Genomic DNA, 19,778 nt, shown 5'->3' with positions numbered 1-19,778 from the left:
AGGCGGGAATGCCCAGTTTCGTGATTAGCATGCTCAGAAAAATTAACTGACTGTTGCACTTGTTCCTTGAGACCGCCATACCGTAGGCGGCTCTCACAATTCGAGAGCGCAGGCTGAATTTGCGCTACTCAAAGAAATACAAGAACGTGAATATGAGGGCACTAACACCCTGACAAAAATCGATGGCGTGTTTTTGCTCATTTGGTTTGTGGCTCAAATCCTGCTTTTCGTCATAGCTTATAGCGCTTTCAAAGACTCATCATTACTAGCCGGATTCTTCTTTGGTGGCCTTGGCTTGCTTTTGTCATTTGCTGGTTTCAAATTCTTTTTTAGCACAATGCCGTCTTTCAGAGAGAAGATGTATTTTTTGATTGTCGGAATTATGATTGTTGCTTATTTCATTCAAAGAAATTTCAATCTAATTTAGAAACCCAACAAAATGGTATAATAAGAGCAATCAATAAATTTATATAAACATGAGCAAATCAAGAATAGAAAGAGAACTTGAAACGATAAAAATGGCGAATGGCTTTGCAAGAATTAGAATACTAAGCGATGAAGAATTAAACGTCCTACAAAATATACAAAAGCAAAGCTTTCATGCAGAAGACGAAATGATGACTTTCGATGAGTCAAACCAACATGAAAAAACGTAAAACAAATTTAAAGATTTTGACCGCAAATAAAAGTCTCTTTTGAGGCTTTATTTGTTTTCAGCGTACTATAATAATATACTTGACAAAGATATTTAATTCGATCTACATTTGGCACCTCATTACTGAATAGGTGAAAAATGAATGATCTGAATAAACAAATCGAATCTCTAAGAAAAACCATATTTAAAATTTACGAAAATCGTGCTGATAGCGACAGTACAAATCAGGATGATTCCTTCAAGCTTTTCGTTAAAGCAGCGCTCAACTGTCAGCTACAGCTATTCATTGCTCGTTACAAACGATATGGTTTGTCAGAAGCTGAAACCGTTCAATGCATCGTGATACGCCATCAAATATTTGATATTACTCAAAAACAGATGGACGATTGCGACACTAGCTCGCTTACCAATGCATTGCTTCAATACGTCGAAATAGTAGCCTCTAATCCCCCATACACAGACGTTCTTTCGTTTCTCTTAGAGAGCATCATGCTCGCTGGGAAACGTGCAAACAGACTAGAACAGTTCCTGACACCGCCTTGGCTGGCTGAATGTCTCGCTGAACTCATGCCAATTCAGAACACTGACAAGCCCTTCAAGCTTGGGGAAATTTGTTGCGGTGCAGGGACGTTGTTGTTGGCACCACTCGCGCTGATGATGAACAGAAACCCACGCCACGCTAAGAACGCCACGGTCATAGCGAACGACATTGACCCAATCATGTGTTGCACGACAGCCTTGCAAGTCATCACAAACACAGTGGTCCATGACGTAGATCTGTGCGAATTCACACAGCATTGTTCAGACGTGATTACCGAGTGGACCGAGGGAAAACTATACCCAATCAGGTTCAAAACCCCGGCAAAGGTATTTGAGGCACGCGAAAGGATTCGTCAGAAGAAGCTTCGTGAGTGTGGCTACTACGACCTCGTTGACGAACCAGTCAACGTGAAGGAATCACCCCTGATTGAAGCCCGTGCTGCCACCGCAAGTGAATTGGTAGGTGCCGGATCATCCAGATAATCAAAACACAGGACAATTACCGCTTAAAACTTGTATTTCAAAATAAAATGGTACGATGATTGAAACAACTGAGAAATCAATGAACGTCAATCAATATTATATTGCCATTAAAAATCTAGGCTACAACCTTGAATACAAGAGCGGCAAAAGAAATGAAGGGAAACTCTACGCACTGGACAGCCAAGGCAATCGGTTAACAAGATACGTTGAAGTGATACACAGCAATAGCAAAATAGAAATCATCAAGAAGCCTGTATTCGTCTCATTTACGAACAATTCAAATACAGATATTGATGTGTTCTTTGTAAAATCTGAAAGCACGCACTTATCTATTGCTACGAAAGAATTGCTCAAAGCGATTAAAGAAACATTAGAGCACAACAAAATCTTTATTGAATCCTTTGCAAAAGAGCAATTTAAAATATTTTAATAAAATACAGGATTATTTTGCGTTAAGCCCTGTATTTCAAAAAACAAATGGTACTATATTTATAAGGAAGGAAAACTTCTAAAACAAACAACAAAAACCGGAGAAACAAAATGAATACAATCAAAACAGAACCAACCTACACAAACAAAAATTTCACTGAATTAATGACGATGGGGTTTAAGATAGAAATTAGACATGGAAGAAATGGGCAAAGGAGAATTTATTTAAACAACAAATCTAATGAGCGAATAACAGACCCAGCAGAACCAAAAAAGTCGATTTTCATGGACTTCTACGACAACAAAGGGAAATCAATTACGCCAGAAACATCACGCAATAACTCACATCTAGACGCGGCTCTGAAATACCTTCTCGCAAAAGCAAAACAACTGTAAAAATATACGAACTAAAATTGCCCATCTGGGCTTTTTTTGTGACTGCAAATTTATTTAATAAATTACAGGATTATTTTGCGTTAAGCCCTGTATTTGAAAAATAAAATGGTACTATATTTATAAGGAAGAAAAACTTCTAAACCTAAAAACAATAATCGGAGAAAAATTATGACCAACATAAACATCACAACAATCAATGCTCAAAACCTAGCAGAAGAATTTAACGAAATTTCTACAATTCTAAAAAATGAATTCAGATCCGTTTTATGCACAAATATTAGCTGGATAAGAATGCACCCTGTATTACCAGCATTTATGATTGACCCAATGAATTGGGGGAATACATTCCCTGCCAGCATACGCCCGGTAGAATATGAAGACGGAATCCCACAACACCTATCCGTTTATAATGGCAGAAGTTACGACGAAGAAAATTCACTTTTAAGAGCATCAGCAAACTTTTGGGCTTTGGTGGAATACGTAGAAAGCAAATTATCAAGAGATTCTGAATTAAAGAAAATTGGCAGAGACTACTACAGCAGATTATTAAAGAAAGAAACCACGTCAAGTCATGAAGAATACCTCAGATACGAACTTTACGACAAAGCCGTAATATTCAAAATCAGCAAAACCCAATTTAACAAGGTAGAAAAAGCAGTTGCACGCGAAACACTTAACATCGTAAAAACAATCTAATAGAGAAATTACCATGAAAAACAATAACCACGAAATTTATCAGATAATCATGTCAGTTGGGAAAATCGAAATCCTGACTGAATCAGGCGAAACCACCTACACATTGAAACACAGCTACAAAGGGACAAGAAGCATCAGTGACTATTTCAGTAAGCGCTTCACATGCACGAAATCTCAGCTCGAAGCACTCACTTCACACTGAACACACCAAAGAACAAAATAGCCCTGATGGGCTTTTTTTTCGCCTGTAAATAAATTACAAATCACAGGGTTATTTTTCGTTAAGCCCTGCATTTGAATAATAAAATGGTAAAATTAGATTAATGGAGTAAATCCATATTAAATAATAAATCGGAGAAACAATTATGCAAATGTTATTAGACACACAAATCGCAGCATTTCTAAAAGAACACTTCTTAGCAGAAGACGAATACATAACAAGTATCGACCATGTGAGAGAGTTGATTTTTAGAGGCTACAATTCATATTCAGTAGAATACTCGTTCAAATCGACACTAAACAACTCAAAACCTACTGATATTATAGTATTCAAGAAATTCGAATTGAGAAACCATGCAGAGGGCTTTTACAGTAAAGAGGACAGATTGGAAGCAGAAAGGACTAAGAAATACTCGAAATACGAAGAAGACTACTACGGCGAAATCGCCTAACAGACCAAGCAACAGACCAAGCCCAAGAGGGCTTTTTTTGTACCCTAAGAATCGCTATGCGTGTAGGCAGAGTGAGTGAACCCAGTACCTGAACATCGAGTAGCTTTATGGTGGCCAAACGCTTGTGAGGGCTTAGGCAGAACGAGAATTGCCGGGACACCCTTAGCATCATCAACCTTCAAAAATTCAACAAGCGTGTCACCAAATTTATAGGCGAAATAGCGCTCATGTGTTTCCCCAAATTCGTACCTTCCTAAGCCATTCACATTGATTTCCGCTAAGGATAAATCAAAGCTAAAGCTTCGTCCTTCTCTTCTGATAGCAAGTGTGTTCTCACCACCAAATTGAATAGTCAAACGTAGATTATCGAAAACTAGCGATGATGAATCACAAAGGAAGTCATAGCGTCCCGAAAATCGAGAAAAGCGAAGGCCGAATTTGTCAAAAGAAATGATATTTTGAATCAAGGACATTAAAGTATTGGATTATTATAATGTCATTATACCAAATCGACTCATGCGTATTGACCTAATCACAAGCCAGCAACATGGAGAGGGTTAACGGCTTCTCCTAACAGAGCTTTGAGCACGTTGGTCTTCTCAGACTCTCTAAATACGAATGGGTTCTGACACACGTCAAAATCAGCAGCAGAAAGGGACTGTGAAACGTCCAGATTTCGCACAGGAGCGCCCTCTTTCAGAACCCGTGCATTGGTAAGGCTCGAAGCAGAACAGAGCACTACACATGCCACGGCAAGCCCTGCCATGCGTGGAAGGTGAAGACTCATTCTGCACCTTCGTTGAATTTCTTACGAACGTCATCAAGCGAATTGCCTTTGAGGGTATTAGCCAAATCTGTTTTATGCTCAATGGTTTCTTCCACCAATGCATTCCTCTTCATTAATTTCGCTTTTAATTTCCAAGCGATGAATATCCCACCAACACAAAGCAAAACAACTCCCGCGTAAGCGAGTGCAAGCATGAAAAAATCATTACGCATGAGCATAAATATGCCCCAAAAGAAAAGGATAATTAAAGGGAAACACGCGAAGAAAGTCTGTATAGGCGAAGCTTTGGTTGGTTTTGTTAATGACATAATGTGAGTGATTGATAGTTACCTCATATTATACCATTCTGAATGACTCAAAAATCAGACAACAAAAAACCCCATGATGGGGCTTTGTGAACGATTACGCTTCTTCTCTTTTTCTTCCTCCACCCGAATCTTGTGGATTAGGAATTTCATTGAAGCGCTTGCGATATTCAGCTTTATTGTGCGCTAATCCACCTACAGTAGCAGTTATTTTATGCGTAGTCTTATCAACGCTTTCTCTGATGATATTCATTAGCACGGCATTCTGAGCAACCTTTTGCAATTCTGACATAGCTGAATCGTCATAGTTATTCTTCGTATGAGTGAACACCTCCATAACTTCATTGTATTTATCTTTTATTGCTTTCAATTGCGCCCAGCAAATGGAAACGAGCATTGCAACACACATAAATCCAAGTAAAAGTTGGTCTATAAAGCCGCCATCACCTAGCGTTAAAATTGAGCGTATGAGATTCGAAGGGTCATAATTCGAAAGCATGTAATTTCCTGTGATGTAAATCACACCGAAAACCGTAAGAGCCATTCCTAATTTTAAGACCTGATTTCCGAATTGACTCATGAATTGAGCAGATGCGCGGTCATCAGATGCACACATTGCTCTAATTAAAAGATAAGGACCAGTTGCGAATTTGATAACCGCAATAGACCAACTCAACGGAATCAACACACCGATTATTATGAAAACTTTCATCATCGGAATAAAGAACTTACAGAAATATCCAAGCCCAAGCATAATGTATGCGAAAGGTTTCAATGTACCGAAATAGATTTTTGCACCATACGCCACAGCCATCAATAAAGCGGTTGAGGTGTTATAAGCAAATTTTAGAACTGGACCAAATTTCTCCATCCCGATTCCCGATGTTGCCGTTTCAACGGCACTACCTAGCAAATCCTTGCCCCCTACTATAATGTCAGCAGCAACAGAACCGCCAATAATCATATAAGCAAAATCAATATATTCATCCCCAAGCAATTTCATACCTGCTTGAAAACCGATTGTTGGATTTCCTTCACACGTTAAAGGTTCAGCTTTACACTCAACAGCACCTGCATAAGCACTTTTGTTTAGAGGTAATTTTGCCATCAGCTTCAACGAATCTAAATCCTGGCCTAACAATGACGTTAAAACTCTATTAATATCGAATAGTTTTTCAGTTGAAGAACTGTCTACTAATGAAGACGGAGTAATATTTGCAACAGAAGCAATGCTTAGATTATTAAAGTATTCACTCAGTGGAGGAAATGCGTTACTGACAGTATTGTATTCTTCTGATGACGTATCAATTTCTTTATCGCCAAAAAGCATTTTCTGGTTAACGTAGTTGTATTTATCAATTCCTGAATTCGCAAAAGTGAAGAACAGATTATTATTCAACGCACGAGACTTGACCAATTTAGCGTTTTGATAATTTGAAACCTCAATATCTGCTAATCCAGCTCCTAAAATTCCTTCTTTGTATTTCAACAATATTGAGTAATTCAAAGCAGCTTGATGACCTTTATCCTCAGAAACTGCATCTTTAACGCCTAGGTAAGCGCTCGCATCCCATCTGTCAGAAGCTAATTTAGTAGCCAATGCACGTTTGAAATTCTCAGTGATTTTTGATTGGTCATCTGAACCTAGAATGTCAATTTTGTGAGTCACAGCGTTTAGATTGCCGCACGCAAGGTTCAGAGGATAATCAGCACGAACTAAATGTTCCATAGGCACAGAACCGGGTAAATCATTGAAATTCGCTATTTGTTGTCTTTCTTGTTTGTAAGCATCCCAGTTGTCGGTGCAGTAAGCGTCTCTTATAGGTAAAGTGATATTTTTAACTGCATAATCTTGTTGCTGACGTAGCAAATCACCATCATCAGTCATGTCATGCCCACGCGCCCCGCTCATGAAATTCGCATAGGCGTATCCATTAACAATGTCGTAACTTGCCGGATTTTTCAGCCCTAACTCATCCAATTTCAAATTACTTTCGATGTTAGCTTTAACGCTCGCTTTAGCTTTTGCACGAATAGCATCATCAATGACTAAATCAGTTGATTGAAATGTACTGCTATTCATTTCGGCTAAGATTTTGTTTGTAAGCCCTTCAATCTGAGCAAGCCTTTGTTGACCCATTGTTTCAGCAGCTTGTTTCTGAATTGCTCTGAGATTATTGTTCAAGGTGCCGTCGTTCGCAGACTCATTAGATTGAGTTTCGATATTCCCGCCATTAGAAGCAATTTCAACCGTTCCATATGCCGATTTATAGCCCCAAATCGGTCTATCTTTCGCACTGTAATCTGCAAGCTTCAAAGCTGTATAACGCTGCCCAACTTTGTACGCATTGAGAATATTTGAAAGATTCGATGTTATGTCTACGTTTACTTCGCGATTTTTTGTCAACTGATAAGTCAATCGACCTTGCTTTACAGCCTCTTCAATCGCTTCATCTTTCGTTAAACTGCCAAATAATGCACCCGGCTCTTTAACCATTTTGGATTTGTTAAACATGAACAATGCGTTAGTCGTAACGTTTTCTTCCGTCGCTACGTTAAACTGAGCAGCAGAATTCGAGCTTAATACGAATTTCTCACTTTGCTCTAACTTAGATTTATTTGTGCAATCAGTCTGTGTATCTTCTGAGCAAGGAACTTCAATTATTGTCGCAAGATTGTTTGAGAGATTAGCATTGGCGACAAAGACATTTAATGAAAAAATCATCATTAGGAACGAGCCTGCCAATTTCACGAACATGTACGATAGAAGCATGGCTAACAATCTATTCTTGTAATTAATCAATGAAGCAACTGCATCACCAGACTTCACAACAGCGAATAGAAAATTAACCAACATGCAAGCACCGGCACAAATAAGCAGATAACTAATGCCAAGGATTATTACATTCCAAAATGATGAGAAAAATGCATTATCTTTTGATGGTCTGTCATATCCGACCTCTGCCAAGCCAGCCTTTAAAGGGGACACAGCATCAGCCGTTTGTTGGTCCATGACCAAATTCATTGCAGCGTCTTCGTTGCAGATGTACCCACCAGCGTTCAGATACGGCTTCACATCGAAATCGAGGACGTTTGAGAGATTGCTGGGAATAGAGCAGATTGGTGACACGTCCATTCCGAACCACCACCAAGTGGTACTGGGTGCAGCGTTTGCTTGTGTACCAGCGCAAAGAAGTACAACGAAAAGCAGGAATTGTTTAAGGCTTAACATAGGTAAAGGTATGTAGATATGCCTTTATTATACCAAATCAGAACAAGCAAATTTACACCTAATCAAATACTCCTCTGCGCTGCCAATATTTCCGCCAAAATTACTAAAATGTTAACATGAGATTTTCCAGCAGTCTTGAAAAAGCCAACAATGTTGGCTTTAAGATGATTTTAGAAAATTATATCTTTATTTTTTTCACGAATTGAAATTGGCTTTCTAATAGTTTCTTGCGGGGTCAAATACACAACATCTGTTGGTGATGTAATAATATAAACACGATTTTCACTATCTATACCTAAATCGAAGTCATAGGTATTTCTTTCGTCTCTATCCATCTTTTTGAAAAGAATAGCGCTTGAATATTCACTTGGTACGAAGGCAGTAGTTTGAGTCTGCATTTTCGTACCATTTATATAGATAGTCAGATTAAAAAACTTATAACCTGCAATATCTTCACGGTTGCCCGTGTATTGAAGTGCAGATTCATCAAGACGCTCAAATGCATAAGCGTATTCGGTGTTATCCGTATCCACTCTCACTTGGTAACGAGCAGATGAAGCGGCATCAAGAATCTTGTTCCCCATCCCTTGGATTTCGATGCTTCGCTGGTCTGAATTTCGGACGAAATTAGGATTTTTCCCGAGTGGTTCGAGTGGGGGTACGGCATAAGCCGCAGTAGCCACAGACAGAGCAAGCGTGATGAGAGTGAATTTGACAGCAGATTGAATGATTTTCATGCCTTCTTCCATGAGAGTCGTTGAGCCTTAATTGTCATCCAGAAGGCCAGCTAAAAGCCACTACGAGATGCAAGTGGGGAAGATTAAGCTGGCTTAAGGCCATACCATTGTGAAAAAATTGGCATCCAAACAACGCTGTGGATGGAACCCAAATGCAAGTTTTCCCCCGTAAAATATTAGCTACTGCTGTGCTCATCGCCTCTATGGCAATGCTTGCAGGCTGTGAAGACAAAATCGAAGCCACCTCCATGCCAATCATGAAGGCCAGCGTGCAGCAAGTGACCAAGGACATGGAGCCTGTCGAAAAGGTCAAGTTCCAACAAGCCTTCCAGACAGGCATGAACTACGCCTACGCCAAGCATCACGATGGCAGAACCCCAGAAGAGAATGTGATGGGCATTCTTGGCCAAATGATGGGTGGGATACAGGGCCGAAATGTTGACACCAGTGCTGATGACGCGACTGAACAAGAAATTCTGAAAATGATGGATGGTAAAACACCATCCAAAATTATCGCCCAACAAGAAGAATGGAATAAAGAACTCGCCAAGCTAAAAGAGCAATGGCAAAAAGCACAAGACGAAATCGCTGCAAACCGCCAACGCGAAATGGAAGAGCGCGCAAAAAATCAGAAACTAGAATTTGCTCGCCAACGCAAAATCCAAATATCTCAAAACATCGCGCAGCTTGAAAGCAATATTCCTGTTCTAGAAGCAAGAATCAGCGAAGCAGAAATCAAGAAAAAACCCTACACAGAAGCTGTGGCTGATTTTAAAAATGTAGAAATAAAAAATATCGGAATCAAGGCTGACGGTAAACGCAAGCGCTTTGTCGAATTTGACGTGATTAACAATACACAATTTACATTCAATCAAATCCTATTCGGAATTGATGTAAATGCTGGCTCGACAAACATAACTACTAAAAGTGGCAGTGACAATTTTCCGGGACAAGGTGTTACACCCGGCTCGACCCAACATGTTTCGTACAGCATTTCTGCATCAGGGGCTTACAAATATGCTCCTAGTGATTTAACCGTTGATGTTAAATTCATTGAAGCGGCTGACAAAGGTAAAAACGTTATCGTTGCTGAATCACTAGATGATGCAGGCTGGAAACGCTGGACAGAAAATTCATATGTTTCTGATAAAAACAACCTTGAACAAGTAAAAAAACGCATTGAAGATTTGAAAACGCAGCTAGTAGACATGGACAAGCCAGAAACCTCTGCTTAATTAATCAAGGAACGATTAAATGTCTATTATACGAAATTCATGCATAGCAATAGGTTTGAGCATCCTGCTCACTGGTTGTGGCAGCAGTGACGATAGTCCAGTAATCCACGGCAAAAACCTCCATGATATTGGGGAATTTGTCGAACGTAGCGAACTACTCACACCGGGACAGAAGAAAGACTTACAAATTGCCGTTCCTAATCTTATGAATCAGTGGGTTATAGACCATGGACTAGATGAAGATTACGAAAAAGACTTAGCCGAATATTTCGATGGCATGCACGTAAACGAAGTAATCAAGCTTGGTGGTACAAAACCAAACCTTGGCGCGAAAGCTGATGCCCAAGCTATTGGTCAGGAGTACCAGAGACAAAATCAGAAGTAAATCTATCAACCGCCTCTATTGGGGCGGTTTTTTTAGGGAGAGACCGCTAGGAGTGGTTAAGAAATGAACAGGGATTTGGAAGCACTGGAAGACCGCGTGTACGTCCTCCACAAGAAGCATTACCCGCACGGGAAAGCAGTAAGGTCTGGATTAAGCGCTCTTCAGTCAGAGCTACGCACGCTCATAGGTCAGTATCCAGAAGCCACAGCCCTTCTACTGTCGCGCAGCATCTACCGCCTGCACAGGCGAGTGTCGTCCGACCCTTTTACGTTGAAGCGCTACACACCACGTTCAGTCATGAGGCTTCGTCCGGCACGAACACAGACGTTTCACTTCGAGTCCCAACAAGACCTGACTCTTTCAATCCAGCACGTCATAAAGACCTCACAAGCGGTCCAAAGCCTCGACCAGCTCGCAACCTTCTTGTTCCAGACCGTCAACCAGCCATGTCTTAATATAATTGACAACGACCTACGTGATACGAGTGAATCAGTCGCAATAGCCATCCATCTATTCTCTACAAATAATCGCCATAACTAAGGCAATAAAAAAGGAATTTAATATGAATATTCAAGAAGAATTTGAAATGCTGGTTGCATCTGGTGAACTACCCATAGAGAGCATCAACCCACGAAATCAAGCAATCAATAGAATTCAAGTAATAAACGCTTCCGCATGGACGTTTGGGTTCACCAACTGCTTGCGTGTGCAAGCTGAAGAGATATTTATCTCATTAATCAAACTGGATGAGGATTTTCTTTCTAATCTAGGTGTATATGTTGCCGCATTCAAAATTGCGTCTGAAAAAATTGATAAGCATTTGGGCGTATTGCTAATTAAAAAAGACCGTCTCATTCGCACAGATGAGTTTGGGGAGACTATAACCTCTGGCTGGAATTCTTACATTGACGACTATTACAAAACAAAAATAGAACCCATCATTAATACAATTATTGAAAGCATGTCTGATGAAGACTTCAATGTTTTTGAAACCACAAGGATGAATTTTGCGTTTTGGTCAGCAGTAAACAAAGACAAAATTATGCAAGCGCTCTACAAGAACATGAATGTATATATTGAATTAAACAGAGAGGAATATCAAGGAGCAGCGCTAGACCTTACCGGCGTAGAATATGAGAATAAAATTGTGAGCATGATAAACAAAGAAACATCATGGACGGCAGAGCTAACAAAAGCATCAGGGGACCAAGGAGCCGACTTGTTATTAACAAAAGGCCCAATCAAAATCGTCATACAAACCAAATATCACAAAGCTGCGATTGGGAATTCAGCAGTTCAAGAAGCTTATGCAGCACAAAGGTTTTACAATTCAGACTTATCAATTGTAGTCTCAAATTCAGGATTCACTAAATCAGCAGAAGAACTCTCGCAGTCAACCGGCGTAAAACTTATGACGGACACTCAACTTCTCGACTTCCTGAAATAAATTTAAATAGTCATCTATGATAGAAAAAGCCGACTCATTTGGTCGGCTTGATTGGCTCAGGTTCAGGGACTGCATAAACCGTAACGCCAGATTCCGAATCTTCGAAAACAATATGACTCATGACAATTGATTTGTTTATAGCCTGAGAGCTTTCAGAGACACTGGTGCTGTGGTCAACAACTTCGATTGATGACATAGAATCTGATTGTGCAAATGCGCTGACTGACAAGAGTGATGCAAGGATTCCAAAAAGGATTTTTGATTTGTTCATGCGAATGGAGTTTATTATTTAAATACATTATACCATTCGCCACAAACCAAATATCTAACAAACAACATTACCTATTGCGCAAAGCAATTAGCTTGTCTGATATTTTATTGACCATTGAAAAGTTCGGACTATCAACTTTCATTTGTTGCAGATAATCACCCACCTCTTCTATGCAATCTTCAACCACCTCGTTTAATACTTCATCATCAGCAAGACCATTCACCAAATCAGCCGAACTGAAAATATTATTCAATGTTCGGAATGTGACAGGCAATAAAAATTCATTCTCTGAATCTCTCATACGAAAAGCTTGCCGATGAATGCTTTCAAGAGCTTTGATACCAAAGATGCTTGTAACAATCTCAATACGTTGATTGTCAACTGGGCGAAAATAATCATCCATCATGGCGTGACGTACAAATTTTGAATTTGCAAAAATTCGAGAACCATCAACCTCATTATTATTTGTGAATCGCAAAATATGATTTGAGATTTTTACAGCAGCACGTACAAACTCTTCAATCGAAAATATATTTATGAAATACGGAACTGAGTTGAATTCAATGTCACCATTTCTTTTAGCACCAACTGGCTCAACCATTAACACTCGGTCGTGGAAATTAATCAAACAACGCGCTAATAAATCGCCATAGCCTTTATTAAATTGTGAGACGTTAAATCTTTCGACTAGCTCTTCGAATCTGAAATATATCTCACTGATAAGATTTTCATAATCACCATTCGCATCAAATTTAGACTCCACAGAAAATTCACATTTGTGTGGGCCGTTCTCAGGAAAAATAGTTTTGTACAGAAGATTAGGGTCACAAAAATTGAATGCGTTCTTGTGAGCAATCTCCAAATCTTTCAATTGCTCGATGAAGAGCTTTCTGTGATTGATGTACCTCTCAAACGTCATCGAATCAAGCTGAGCCTGATTTACTTTTTGCATGTCCTTGTTCTGCTTAGCAAGAAAAAGTAACGTGGCAATTGTTGCCCCAGTAGCCGCAATGGTGAAGAAGCCAGCAAGCAATGATCCGAAGCTTCCCCATGCTGTATGCTCACCTGAAATCGGGCCAAGACTCATCCCGTAGGTAGTGAACAGAATCACCCCAGTAATGAACACAACGAACCCAATCCAGACCCAAGCAGTTTGAAGTCTGCCTTCCTTTTTATCGAAGCTCACAGACACATCCCTTCCATTTTTTAGATGGCTTCATGCTACCAGTAGCCTCGCTCACCCACACGTCTCATGCGTCACATCAGAGCGTCACTGACCAAGAAATTTGACGAACCTCTTCACAAAATTCAGAGCCAAAAAAACCAGACTCGATGATCTGGCTCAAAGGATTCTGGTCGGTCATCCGAGGCGCTTCACCTCTTCACCAGCTCTCGCCTTCATCTTGTTCACTGGCTTGTTGATGAGAGCCAACAGGACGACCAGAGGGATGAGCAAGTACACAATCTTGGTAGCGAACACACCACCAGTGGACATGAGTAAGTAGACGACCATGAAGACGATTGTAGGGCCGATCAAGCCGAGGATGAGATCCAAAATCAGGGCAGTGCGTTTGAGAAAATAGGGCGTGCCTACCGGGGACACGTTAGTCAAAACCGACCTGAGACTCACCTGTGTAGCTCTATCACTTTCAATCGTGATGTCAGATTCAAAAGCGATTTGGGCTTTGAGTAAATTGAAGGAGAAACACACAGCGACAGCAGTGAAGAAGAGACAGGACACGACAGACAGAATCGTCACAGCTATCGAAGCGTTAGCGAGAAGTGCAACGGCATTTCTGTACAGGAGGAAGCCAAGGACGCAGGGGATTATCAAATGTCTGATGATGTTGATGGGAAGGCCAGTGAGGTAGTCATAGCCGATTAATTTCTTGCTCCTCACGTTTTTCAATCGCTCAGATTTTGAATCATCCTCATCAATTTTATTCCAAATCTCGTTGAGTTCGGACGTGATTTTTTTGTCTTGCTCAGATTCTTCAGCAGGGTTTTCAATTTCTATTTTGTTGTGTGTCATGTGAGATTTAGATTGTTTGTTTCTCAATTATACCATTCCGCCTAATGCTAATTTCTCACTAAGAAGAAATTTATTATGAGCGGTAAATATTTCAAAAACCCTCCTCCAATTAATCAAACCAACCTCCTCAAATCAATGCCCTGTTAATGATTTCGACACCCCCAAATCAATGCCCTGTTAATAGTTTCGACCTACCAAAACGCACGCCCTGTTAAGGGTTTCGAGCCACGAAAAACGATGCCCTGTTAGTAATCTCGACCATCAAATACTTAAAATTTTAAAGCAAGCAAGGACGGAGTATTAACAGGGCAAGCCAGTTAAGTACTAAGGCTACGTGCTCCGCTTGTTTAATTCGTTATTTTTAGAGGCTTTCATACATAAAAATCAATGACTATAAAAGGCAGAATCAAGAACCAAAAATCAACAAAACTGAAAATGCTATAATAGACATATCAAACAACCAATCATAAAAATGACTGATACAAAATCACAAATTGAATTAACACCCAAAGAATCCGAACTTAACACCAAACAAAAAAAATATGATGAGATAAGAGAGCAAATCTCAAAGCTCACAACAAGCATTAACAACGACACAACAAAAGTAGGAAGGCTTGCAATTCTCAAAATTGATGGACACAGCACACCAAAACAAGACGAAGAATTCCTAAGACTGAAATCTATAATAGAAACACATAAAACGTCAATCAAAGATAAAACAGCAAGCAATGCGGCTCTATTGCGACAGATTAATGCACTAAAAAATCAAATCGAAAATGATGGTAAAGGCGAGGCTGCTACGGAGCAGGAAGTAATTCTCAAGTCGAAAATATCAGAGACGAACAAAGCCCTCTCATACCTTTTGAAAATCACTGACACTACAAATCTTCGCGACCTTATTGTGTACGTTGAAAAAACATTACCTTCGAATTCGTAAGGTGATGTATGAAAAAACCAGACGGAAAATTTCAATGCGAATGTCGATGCTCTAACGAGTTTCGACGCAAGCTGACCGACCTTGCCTATCGTGCAGGGTTCATGAAAAAGGTAAGAGTCTCTGACAATACAGAGGATGATTACAAAGTAGATGTATCGACTCTGACAGCAGATGAAAGATTTGCTTTTCTAGGAAATAAGAAAGGCGTATCCAACATGCTTATGAGCATTACTAAAAACAAAGGACTGATAATTAATGGCGCTGACAAATCAGACATGAGGGAAATCGAAAAGAAATTCACAAAGAATAATTCCAACATTTCACAACTGCAAAGTTTGTGTGAAGGACAAAGCATTAATCATAAGGGCAAGATACTGAAACACGAAACACTGTTCAAGGAATTCATTGAAGTCAAAATTATTCTTGGAAAAATCGTAAGCGAAATTCTATCTCACAAGACAACAAAAGAGGTCACTAACGGACCAGCGATAGAGGCGAAGTCAGAGTTTTTAAATGACATAGATTTTGCTGGAACACTAAAAGAGCACATGACATTTGTTACAGACGAAGACACCTATAACATTCTAAAAAGCGAAGGCGAGTGCATTAGAACCAACATAAAAAACTTAATTCGTGAACACAGTATTTTCAAAGAAGGAGCACCTACAAACCATCCTTTTATTTTAGAAGCCCTCGAAATTTATCAAAGGCTAAACAGAAACACAGAAGCGGCACACGTAGCGATTAAAGAAAATAAACCTCACCAAGCAATGCTCTACAAAAATATTTATGACAGGAAAAACGAAATGATAGCACTGATAAAGCAACACAAAAATCTATAACCACCGAGAAACAAATTGATAATCGACATTCAAAATGAGGAGTCTACTCAACCAACAACAGCGTCAGATGCGAAGCCCGCCAAGACAAGCAAAGGCTCACCAGAAATTCGCGGGAAGAAAAATCTCAAAGGCAATTCCATCTACCTCGTCTCGCCAAAATTCGACCTAAGCAAAAATGATGGAGTGGATTTACACGCCGGTCGGGAGTTCGCTGAATCCAACATTCCGATGGATATGATTCATCCTTCGACTGTCGAAAAAACGATGGTCGGAAAAAGGGAAATGACGAAATATCGCAAGGAGTACGCTACTGCCAAGGCTGATTTTTACTACGACCATGCGGCTGACGGAAGAAACAATAGCACCCGCTCCAAAGGCAAACAGATGGACGCTTTTCGCTTCATCATCTCTTGCAAGCCCGAAGAATTGAGTCACTGCCAAACTGACAAGGAGAAGGGAAAATTCCTGTGCTCGTTAGCCCGAGCCACGCTCCAAAAAATGTCAGGCAGCTCAGAAATCAACTTCTATTACGACTTCGTGCCGCACCTGAAAGACGGCAACCCGCACGTTCATATTATGATGAGCAGCTACACCATCGACGGCCAGTACTACGAGTTTTACAGGGGCAAACAAGACCACGGTCTAATCAAATTGTTTGACGATGTGAAGTACGAGCTTGAAGCGAAGCACCCTACCCTCTTGCGTATGGAGCACGAAAAAAGGGAGAAGAATCGCCTACAAATCGTCATCGACAAAGACACCAATGCAGTGACTGGCGAGCACGCCGAGATCTTCAACAAGCTCAACGCAATCCTGAACGCTCACGCGGGAGCGAACTACTCGCACCCCAAAATCCAACAGGAATTGGCTGATGCAGGGTTCGAATTCCGCTACACGAAAGCCAAGTCAAAATCGAAATTCAAGGACATTCAGATCTTCCATAAAGACGCTGGTGATTCGTTCCGCTCCTACGCAAACCTTCCCTTCGAAGCAAAGCGTGTCATCGAGAATTTTGAGACGTATCAGCACTTCGCAAAGGGATTAAAGATTCGCACAGACGTGTCAGCAGTCGTGTCGAAAGCGACGGCGCTAGTGAACATGTACCCTACGAAAAACGTCTCTGAACTCAACACAGTCCTCTATAAAGAGCTGGGCGTGATGCTCGTCCCGTCCTTCAAGAAGGACAAGGATACAGGCCGCAAATACGTTGGGAGCTGGTCGTTCTATTTGGTCAAAGAGAACGTGAAATTCCCTGTGCTGAAAGCTGGTGTGACTGAGCCAAAGCTTCTCACAGCAACGCAGGAAGAAGCCGTTGCTCTACACGAACAATGCGAAGACATGACTCACACAGCGACTCAAGCGCAGCAAGCGAAGGGTAAGGATAGGTACGCGAAGAAGGACTGGATTGAACCTATCCCATTCAGGTTCCAACCCAACGAGTCCACCCAGGATTTCATCGCAAGGATGCTGGCTTCTAGGGCGTACAAGCAGTCTCTGACCAGCCAAATAGCTTTGGGCAACTCACTCATCAGCACGTACAACAACCGCAAGATGATTGAATCCAACGGAGTGGACAGCCTTCAAGTTTTCCAAGCGAATCGTTCATCAGCAAAAGCAGCCATTCAGTGGTACGTGGCGCAAGGATTCATCAGCATCGAGTTCAAGGGCACGCAGAACCCGGCTATCCAGAAACTCATGTACATAGAGTCGGTTTTGCACGGGATTGAGATAGATAATTTCAAACCCTCGGCTGAACTCAAAGCAGAAGCTCAGGCTTTGCTGGACGCTGAAAGAGACAAAGTGAACGCCTCGAACAAGACCAAGATCCACGACTTCATCAAGTCAAATGGTCTAGGACCAGTCAAACCATCAGAGACTATGAATCTACGTTCGAATAGGAAGCTAGACGTTGACGTAGACCAGCGCCCAAAACTCCACAGCTTCCTATATGGCATCCATATGGGGCTTACACAAAGCCACTTTAAGCACATAGACAAGCTCACACTGACGAACGATGAGAAGAAAAAAGTCATAGAACACTTCGCTATCACGGAAAGGTTGAACGCTGCTCAAATGGCAGATGTGCTGAAACGTGCTGGTATATCGCTTGATGCAGAAGAACCGCCAGAAGCCACTCAGAAATCTCAGCAGATAGACCCAAGGCTTGCAGGACCACAGCCGGTGGTAGTGAACCCTAACTACGTTCCTGTGCCTGATAAAGATTCTCCAAGGACTGAGCAAACCAAGGCAGAACCTACACAACCTGTCAGCCAACCTATCCTAGGATTGGACCAAATTGACAAAACAAAGCCGTAAAAAAAAGCCCCTTCGTTGGGGCTTTGTTTTTTACAAATATCAGACAATCATCTATTGAATCCAGCTCTCTTTCGGGCACCATAAATACTCAATTCAGAAAATAATGTTTTATTTATTTCATTGTAACGTTTGCTAGGAATTATGGAAAACTCACTCAACCTAATATCACCTAAACTTCTAAACTTATCCCAACCACCTTTACCCTGACATAAATTATGCAGATATTGAACGAAATTCAAACCAGACTTATATAATACGTTGTGCGGATTAGCCAGCGAGAAAAGATTATGTAATGAGATTCTGAATGTACATGAATATTCAAAATCATACACCTCTTTAATCAATGTTATGCGTTTCTCGAACACGCAACTCCTATTATCAATGAAATAATTAGGTGCTTTTATGCATAATTCTTTAATTTCATCTTGATAGCCATATTCATTTAAAACATCTACAACAAATTTAGGGAGAAAGAAATCGCTATCATTGCTAGAAAAGTTTTTATCATCTTCTTGACACAATGTACCAAGGACATGCTTTACTCGAGATGCTTTATAACCTTTGATACTTGATATTAATTCTCGAATATCTTCACGCATATCCTGCATATGAATCAAAACCTCATCACAATCCTGATAATAGTGTTTAGCTGCACCGTAATCAGTCTCATTAAATATTTGCCCATCAGAAACCTCAGATTCAAAATCAAAAGAAGGAACATCTTTATCCTCATCAAGCTCAGCAAAAGATACTAAGGTTTCAACATCTGCACTGGAAACATCTTCGAAACTATAATCATTAAAATCATCTAAATCCAAATCTAAATCATCTAAATTCAGCTCATTCTTTATTTCAGATTCAGGTACAGACACTGGATTTATTGCAGTTTTACTTTTTTTCATGGAATTACTAGTTTGTTATAATCAACATTATACCATTTGAAAAATAAAACCCCCCATTAGGAGGCTAATAGTTCTCGCTCAACCAGCATTTTGATTTGCTTGTGAGTGACAACAAATCCCCCATGAAACAATTGAACCTCTTTGTTTTTGAAGCGACGTATAACAATGCCCACTTCTTTGACGAACGTAAGACTTACGTCAGACCTGATTCTTACGTCATAGCCTTCAACGCACATAATCGTTTCACCTAAACAATTTGTGAAAATATCGCCCTTGTCATGATAGCCATAGTCATTTGCGATTTGTGAAAGGGAGGTAAGTAGCGGAGCAAAAAATACTGCATAGTCTTCATCAGACTTGAATTTGATTTTATTCATGATTAACAATTTGGTTATGGAATCAATTATACCAAACCGATTAACCAAAATTCGCCGTTAATCAAAATTAATTCTTATGCAAACAAAAACAGAGCCTAGGCTC

At 40.3% G+C, this 19,778-nt stretch carries 20 protein-coding genes; 11 read left to right on the top strand and 9 right to left on the bottom strand.

Annotation, left to right across the window (positions count from 1 at the left end; genetic code table 11):
- Nucleotides 1–476 precede the first annotated feature (476 nt).
- The 5 genes from CJU81_RS23725 (at nucleotide 477) to CJU81_RS06135 (ending at nucleotide 3,199) form a co-directional block, all read left to right on the top strand.
- Nucleotides 477–656 (top strand): hypothetical protein, encoded by a 180-nt coding sequence (locus CJU81_RS23725; protein WP_141232582.1) that lies wholly within the window; start codon nucleotides 477–479, stop codon nucleotides 654–656.
- 137 nt (nucleotides 657–793) lie between these two features.
- Nucleotides 794–1,678 carry a hypothetical protein gene (locus CJU81_RS06150; RefSeq protein ID WP_095035921.1) on the top strand — a complete coding sequence of 295 codons (885 nt, stop codon included), beginning with the start codon at nucleotides 794–796 and terminating at the stop codon, nucleotides 1,676–1,678.
- A 79-nt stretch (nucleotides 1,679–1,757) separates the two neighbouring features.
- Nucleotides 1,758–2,108 (top strand): hypothetical protein, encoded by a 351-nt coding sequence (locus tag CJU81_RS06145; protein ID WP_095035920.1) that lies wholly within the window; start codon nucleotides 1,758–1,760, stop codon nucleotides 2,106–2,108.
- Between the two features lie 110 nt (nucleotides 2,109–2,218).
- Nucleotides 2,219–2,503: a hypothetical protein gene (locus CJU81_RS06140; RefSeq protein ID WP_095035919.1), complete on the top strand. Its 285-nt coding sequence runs from the start codon at nucleotides 2,219–2,221 to the stop codon at nucleotides 2,501–2,503.
- Between the two features lie 168 nt (nucleotides 2,504–2,671).
- The gene (locus CJU81_RS06135; protein WP_095035918.1) at nucleotides 2,672–3,199 is read left to right on the top strand and encodes a hypothetical protein; all 528 of its coding nucleotides are present in this window, start codon (nucleotides 2,672–2,674) and stop codon (nucleotides 3,197–3,199) included.
- A 715-nt stretch (nucleotides 3,200–3,914) separates the two neighbouring features.
- Here the strand turns inward: CJU81_RS06135 and CJU81_RS23720 are convergent.
- The 4 genes from CJU81_RS23720 to CJU81_RS06110 form a co-directional block, all read right to left on the bottom strand.
- Nucleotides 3,915–4,343 (bottom strand): hypothetical protein, encoded by a 429-nt coding sequence (locus CJU81_RS23720; RefSeq protein ID WP_141232581.1) that lies wholly within the window; start codon nucleotides 4,341–4,343, stop codon nucleotides 3,915–3,917.
- Nucleotides 4,344–4,653: 310 nt separating this feature from the next.
- Nucleotides 4,654–4,875 (bottom strand): hypothetical protein, encoded by a 222-nt coding sequence (locus CJU81_RS06120; RefSeq protein ID WP_141232580.1) that lies wholly within the window; start codon nucleotides 4,873–4,875, stop codon nucleotides 4,654–4,656.
- Nucleotides 4,876–5,059: 184 nt separating this feature from the next.
- Entirely contained in the window at nucleotides 5,060–7,975 is a 2,916-nt protein-coding gene (locus tag CJU81_RS06115; protein ID WP_141232579.1) for a hypothetical protein, read from the bottom strand.
- 389 nt (nucleotides 7,976–8,364) lie between these two features.
- Nucleotides 8,365–8,931, bottom strand: coding sequence for a hypothetical protein (locus CJU81_RS06110; RefSeq protein WP_095035913.1), 567 nt, complete (start codon nucleotides 8,929–8,931; stop codon nucleotides 8,365–8,367).
- Between the two features lie 152 nt (nucleotides 8,932–9,083).
- Here CJU81_RS06110 and CJU81_RS06105 point away from each other — a divergent pair, with 152 nt between their 5' ends.
- The 3 genes from CJU81_RS06105 to CJU81_RS06090 all read left to right on the top strand — a co-directional run bounded on the left by CJU81_RS06105 (nucleotide 9,084) and on the right by CJU81_RS06090 (nucleotide 11,998).
- Nucleotides 9,084–10,166 (top strand): hypothetical protein, encoded by a 1,083-nt coding sequence (locus tag CJU81_RS06105; RefSeq protein WP_095035912.1) that lies wholly within the window; start codon nucleotides 9,084–9,086, stop codon nucleotides 10,164–10,166.
- Nucleotides 10,167–10,185: 19 nt separating this feature from the next.
- Complete coding sequence (locus CJU81_RS06100) at nucleotides 10,186–10,551, top strand: hypothetical protein (protein WP_095035911.1); 366 nt, start codon at nucleotides 10,186–10,188, stop codon at nucleotides 10,549–10,551.
- Between the two features lie 562 nt (nucleotides 10,552–11,113).
- Nucleotides 11,114–11,998, top strand: coding sequence for a restriction endonuclease (locus CJU81_RS06090; RefSeq protein WP_095035909.1), 885 nt, complete (start codon nucleotides 11,114–11,116; stop codon nucleotides 11,996–11,998).
- 34 nt (nucleotides 11,999–12,032) lie between these two features.
- Here CJU81_RS06090 and CJU81_RS23715 read toward each other — a convergent pair whose 3' ends face one another.
- From CJU81_RS23715 to CJU81_RS06080, 3 genes are all read right to left on the bottom strand, one after another.
- Entirely contained in the window at nucleotides 12,033–12,269 is a 237-nt protein-coding gene (locus tag CJU81_RS23715; RefSeq protein ID WP_141232578.1) for a hypothetical protein, read from the bottom strand.
- Between the two features lie 67 nt (nucleotides 12,270–12,336).
- Complete coding sequence (locus tag CJU81_RS06085) at nucleotides 12,337–13,455, bottom strand: hypothetical protein (protein ID WP_141232577.1); 1,119 nt, start codon at nucleotides 13,453–13,455, stop codon at nucleotides 12,337–12,339.
- A 174-nt stretch (nucleotides 13,456–13,629) separates the two neighbouring features.
- Nucleotides 13,630–14,328 carry a hypothetical protein gene (locus CJU81_RS06080; RefSeq protein WP_141232576.1) on the bottom strand — a complete coding sequence of 233 codons (699 nt, stop codon included), beginning with the start codon at nucleotides 14,326–14,328 and terminating at the stop codon, nucleotides 13,630–13,632.
- A gap of 445 nt (nucleotides 14,329–14,773) precedes the next feature.
- Here CJU81_RS06080 and CJU81_RS06075 point away from each other — a divergent pair, with 445 nt between their 5' ends.
- The 3 genes from CJU81_RS06075 to CJU81_RS06065 are packed head-to-tail and all read left to right on the top strand — an operon-like array spanning nucleotide 14,774 to nucleotide 18,396.
- Nucleotides 14,774–15,238: a hypothetical protein gene (locus tag CJU81_RS06075; RefSeq protein ID WP_095030226.1), complete on the top strand. Its 465-nt coding sequence runs from the start codon at nucleotides 14,774–14,776 to the stop codon at nucleotides 15,236–15,238.
- A gap of 8 nt (nucleotides 15,239–15,246) precedes the next feature.
- On the top strand, nucleotides 15,247–16,080 hold the full coding sequence (locus CJU81_RS06070; protein WP_095035906.1) for a hypothetical protein: 834 nt from the start codon (nucleotides 15,247–15,249) through the stop codon (nucleotides 16,078–16,080).
- 15 nt (nucleotides 16,081–16,095) lie between these two features.
- Nucleotides 16,096–18,396: a hypothetical protein gene (locus tag CJU81_RS06065; protein ID WP_095035905.1), complete on the top strand. Its 2,301-nt coding sequence runs from the start codon at nucleotides 16,096–16,098 to the stop codon at nucleotides 18,394–18,396.
- Between the two features lie 47 nt (nucleotides 18,397–18,443).
- Here CJU81_RS06065 and CJU81_RS23710 read toward each other — a convergent pair whose 3' ends face one another.
- Nucleotides 18,444–19,298 carry a hypothetical protein gene (locus CJU81_RS23710; RefSeq protein WP_131652509.1) on the bottom strand — a complete coding sequence of 285 codons (855 nt, stop codon included), beginning with the start codon at nucleotides 19,296–19,298 and terminating at the stop codon, nucleotides 18,444–18,446.
- Nucleotides 19,299–19,354: 56 nt separating this feature from the next.
- Nucleotides 19,355–19,675, bottom strand: coding sequence for a hypothetical protein (locus tag CJU81_RS06060; protein WP_095035904.1), 321 nt, complete (start codon nucleotides 19,673–19,675; stop codon nucleotides 19,355–19,357).
- Between the last annotated feature and the right edge of the window lie 103 nt (nucleotides 19,676–19,778).

The organism is Pseudomonas fragi, assembly GCF_002269505.1.
In the GTDB taxonomy this organism is placed as follows: Bacteria; Pseudomonadota; Gammaproteobacteria; order Pseudomonadales; family Pseudomonadaceae; genus Aquipseudomonas; species Aquipseudomonas fragi_D.
The sequence above is the reverse complement of the archived record's forward strand: the minus strand, read 5'-3'. Positions and strand labels throughout refer to the sequence as shown.